3 protein-coding genes are annotated in these 4,032 nt (G+C 71.6%); 1 reads left to right on the top strand and 2 read right to left on the bottom strand.

The genetic code is table 11. The features are described from left to right. Window positions 1–10: 10 nt before the first annotated feature. Entirely contained in the window at window positions 11–2,140 is a 2,130-nt protein-coding gene (locus tag AB0H32_RS47220) for a BTAD domain-containing putative transcriptional regulator (RefSeq protein WP_361135573.1), read from the bottom strand. A 91-nt stretch (window positions 2,141–2,231) separates the two neighbouring features. Beyond that, window positions 2,232–2,600, bottom strand: coding sequence for a hypothetical protein (locus tag AB0H32_RS47215; protein ID WP_361135570.1), 369 nt, complete (start codon window positions 2,598–2,600; stop codon window positions 2,232–2,234). 547 nt (window positions 2,601–3,147) lie between these two features. On the opposite strand from AB0H32_RS47215, the gene AB0H32_RS47210 reads away from it, so the two are divergent. Next, window positions 3,148–4,032: pitrilysin family protein (locus AB0H32_RS47210; RefSeq protein ID WP_361135567.1), on the top strand; the 885-nt coding region annotated here is incomplete at its 3' end.

The raw sequence follows: 4,032 nt of genomic DNA, 5'->3' as shown, positions 1-4,032 counted from the left end.
GGATGTACGGCTAGGAGGCCGCAGATGGCAGAGGAGACGCCGCAGCACGACGCCCTCGGGCGGCCAGACGGCAGGCCAGGCCGAGCACTCCCGGGCTCGCCGCCCGTACCCAGGCCCGCGCGGCGGGCAGGTCTGCGAGCACCGGTCCGTCCACCCCGTCCGTCCGATGGCAACCGAGGGCCCCGGCAACCGGGTCACCGGGCACTGCGAGATGGAACGCGCTGCGAGCGCCGATCAGCAGGTGGGCCAGCAGCCGGCTGCGCGCCCCTTCGGCTTCCGAGCCCAGAGCCTGGGAAGTACGGCGGGCGAATCCGCGCAGCAGATCGTGGTACCGGTACCGCCCGGCCGTGGGCGAGTCGAGCATCGCGGCGTCCACCAGCGACTCCAGCAACACCTCGGCCCTGGCGGGTGGGAGGTCCAGCAGTGCTGCGGCGGCATCCAGGCCGAGATCGGGGCTGTCGGCCCAGGCCGCCAACCGGAACGCCTGGGCCTGATCCTGCGTCAGCTGACGGTAGCCCAGCTCGAAGACCGCTTCGACGGCCAGGTCACCCATCCGGAGTTCGTCGATGCGGCGCTGCTCGTCAACGAGCCGCTCGCTGAGGCTGGCGATCGTCCAGCTCGGGCGTGCTGCCAGCCTGGCGGCGGTGATCCGTACCGCGAGCGGCAGGTAGCCGCAGGCCGCTACCAGGTCCAGCACGGCCTGCGGCTCGGTCGCCGGCCGGGACCGGCCGATCACCCGGCCGAGCAGGTCGACGGCCTCCTCGGGCGTGAAGACGTCCAGGTCGAGCTGGACCGCAGTGGGCAGGCCGGCCAGCGAGGTTCGGCTGGTGACCAGTGCGGCACAGTGGGCCGAGCCTGGCAACAGCGGCCGGATCTGCGCAGTGTCACGGGCGTTGTCGAGGACCACCAGCAGGCGCCGGCCGTCGGTCAGCGAGCGGAACAGCGCCGAGCGGGCGGCGGTGCTGTCCGGTATTGCCTCGGGACGGGTACCAAGGGCGCTCAGGAAGGCGGCGAGCACGTCGTCGGGGGTGGCGGGAAGAGCCTCGCAGCCCTGCAGGTCGGCGTAGAGCTCGCCGTCGGGGAAGGCCGCGCGGGAGTGGTGGGCGGCGTGCACGGCGAGGGCCGTCTTGCCTATGCCGCCCATGCCGACCACGGCCACTACTGGCAGCGCGTCCCGTACGGGGGCAGTGAGGGCTGTCCGGATTTCTTCGGCCTGGGCCGAGCGGCCGATGAAGTCGGCCGGCGCGGGCGGCAACTGTGCAGGCCGAGGAGGGTCGGGCATGGTCGGCCCGGGCGCCGCGGGCGGACCGGCCTCAGCGGTGGGCGCCACGACAGTCGATCCCCGGGCGGGCGCTGGGAGGAGTTCCCCGGCCTCGGCCGTCTCACCGTTCAGGATTTGTCGGTGCAGCTCGGTCAGCTCCGCTCCCGGCTCGACACCGAGCTGCTCCACCAGCACCTCGCGCACCCGGCGGAAGGCCGCCAGCGCGTCCGCTTGCCGACCGCTGTGGTACAGCGCCCGCATCAGCAGCCCGTGCGATCGCTCGCGCAGCGGGTGCTCGGTGGTCAGCGTGATCAGCTCCGGCACGCAGTGGGCGGACCGGCCGAGCATCAGATCGAGCGCCAACCTCTCTTCTAACAGCGTCAGGCGCAGGTCACTGAATCGGCTGCGCTGCCGCTCGGCGTACGGGCCGGGGACCCCGGACAGTGGTTCACCTTGCCACAAGTCCAGCGCCTCGTTGAGCAGGTCACGCGCCTGCGCCGGACGGCTCGTAGCGGCTTCGGACTCCGCGCGGGCGGCCAGCTGCTCGGCTTGCTGCGCATCCACCGCGCCCGGGGGCAGCACCAGCCGGTAACCGTGGGCAAGTGAGACCAGCACGGCGGGCGTGCGGCGGTCCGGTTCCAGCAGCTTGCGCAGCCGCCACGCGTACGTGCGGAGGGTGGTGGCCGCAGCCGGCGGCGGCTCCTCGCCCCAGAGCGCGTCGATCAGGTCGCCGGCACTGGCCGCTCCGCCCGGGCGCAGCAGCAGCGCGGCGAGCATCGCCTGCTGCTGCGGGCTGCCGAGCCTGAGCACCGTACCGCCGCGCCGACAACGCATCGGCCCCAGCACCGAGAACCTGAGGTCCCCAAGTTCCCCGTCCACGCCTTTACCCCTAGCTCGACCGTGGGTCACGTAGTCGTCGGTTTTTGTTCGATTATCGCACAGGCCAGTGAAGTTGATAGATCAATGTCGGTCAGCCGCCCATGATCAGGCCGGGGCCGACGAAGCAGCCGTCGACCAGCTCCGGGCGGTACCGGATCTGCTTCAGCCGGTGCTTCACGGTCCTGGTGATCTGGCTCAGATCGGCGGCGGCGGGATTGCCGATGTCGCGCTCGACCAGGGACCAGCTCCCTCCTGCGGGTTCAGGTCCGGCGCGTGGATGGCCGCCGTCGAAGCGTTCCACGGCCGGCAGCCTGATCCGCTCCCACGCAGCCCTCCCGGCGTCGGTCAGCCCCCCGCCCTGCGCATACCTCACGGTCGCCAGGGCCACCGGGAACCGGCCCGTCACCGCGCCAGCATCGTTGGGTGAGGCCAGGTGGCGGGCGGTTCGGGCGATAGTCACCGGCGCCTGCTGGGGACCGTCCAGGGCCGAAGCCGTGCTCAAAGTCCGCGCCCCACATGCCGACCGCGACATCGACACCTCATGGGCCTGGCACGAGAAGCGAGAGTTCTTCCACAACCACCAGGCCCACCACCGCGAACCATTCGTACGGACGACCTGATCGACAACACTCCCATCAGACCTGCACCCATAGCCAATACAACGAGCGATGACCAAGCTCGGGGCGGCCGTTGACAGACGCCAATCGGATATCGACGGTTCGTTGACACGTGACCTCTAGCGTTCTCATCTGTCGGGCCTTCCGACTACCCATCAGAACCGAGAGAACAAAGGAGAGCGACATGAACCGCAACCACGCTACTGGCCTGCGTCCCCGCCTCGACAAGGTGAAGGTCAAGGCCGCCAAGGCCTGAGGCACCGCATGGTGAGCGGCTGTCGGGGAGCCCGCCTTCCCGGCAGCCGCCGGTCCGCCCCCGCCCTCCACCGTTCCCCGACCATCCAGTTGTCGCGTCGGCCCCTGCCACGCACGGCCCTGCGAGAGTGGCCCTTGACTGTCTACGAGCTCACCGCCCCCCTCCCGGGGCCGGCGGCCAAGTCCGTCCCCCTGCTGACCGTTGTCGACGAACGCCTGAAGACCACAAGTGTCTGCTTCGCGCTGGCCCACGGCTCCCGCGACGACCCGGAGGACCGCGGCGGGATCGCCCACCTCCTGGAGCACCTGGTGATGACCTGCCCCCTCGGGGACGCCGGGCCGGAGCTGTCGTTCAGCGAGTACGTGGAGCGGCGCGGCGGTCAGGCCAACGCCCAGACCGGCCTCGAGACGATGCTGTACTACGCGCAGGTGCACCCGAACGACGCCGACGACGTGGCCGCCGCGTTGCTGCGCGCCATCTTCGACCCGGTGCTCGACCGCGAGACCCTGGACCGGGAACGAGCCGTGGTGCTGCAGGAACTGGCCGCTGCGGCCGCCGACCCTTCCGACACCGTCCAGGACGCGGTCCTGGCCCAGCTCTTTCCCCGGCATCCCCTGGGCCGCCCGGTCGGCGGCGAGCCCGAGCAGCTTCGCGCCGTGACGGTCCCGGAGCTGACGGCCGTTCACCGCGAGCGGCTCGTCAAGGCCCCGGGTGTCCTGGTCGTGGTGGGCCCGCGGGTTCCCGCGGTGCTGGCCCGGATCGCCACCCCCACGGCCGAGCAGCCGGTGGCCCCGGCGGCTTCCGTGCCGCCGGAGCCCACAGGGGCGGGCGACCCGCTGCCGGATCCCACGACGGCGCAGTTCGCCTGGCTCTGCTTCGGCGCACGCTCCCCCGAGGCGGGCGCTCCCGGACGCGCCGCCTTCGGCGTCCTGACCCACCTCCTCGGCTCCAGTTCCTCCTCCCTGCTGTACCGCTCGCTGCGCAGCGAGCACGGCCAGTCCTACTCGTTCCACACCAGG

It is taken from the genome of Streptomyces sp. NPDC020362 (assembly GCF_040642095.1).
GTDB lineage: Bacteria > Actinomycetota > Actinomycetes > Streptomycetales > Streptomycetaceae > Streptomyces.
This window is presented reverse-complemented; position numbering and strand designations above follow the sequence as displayed.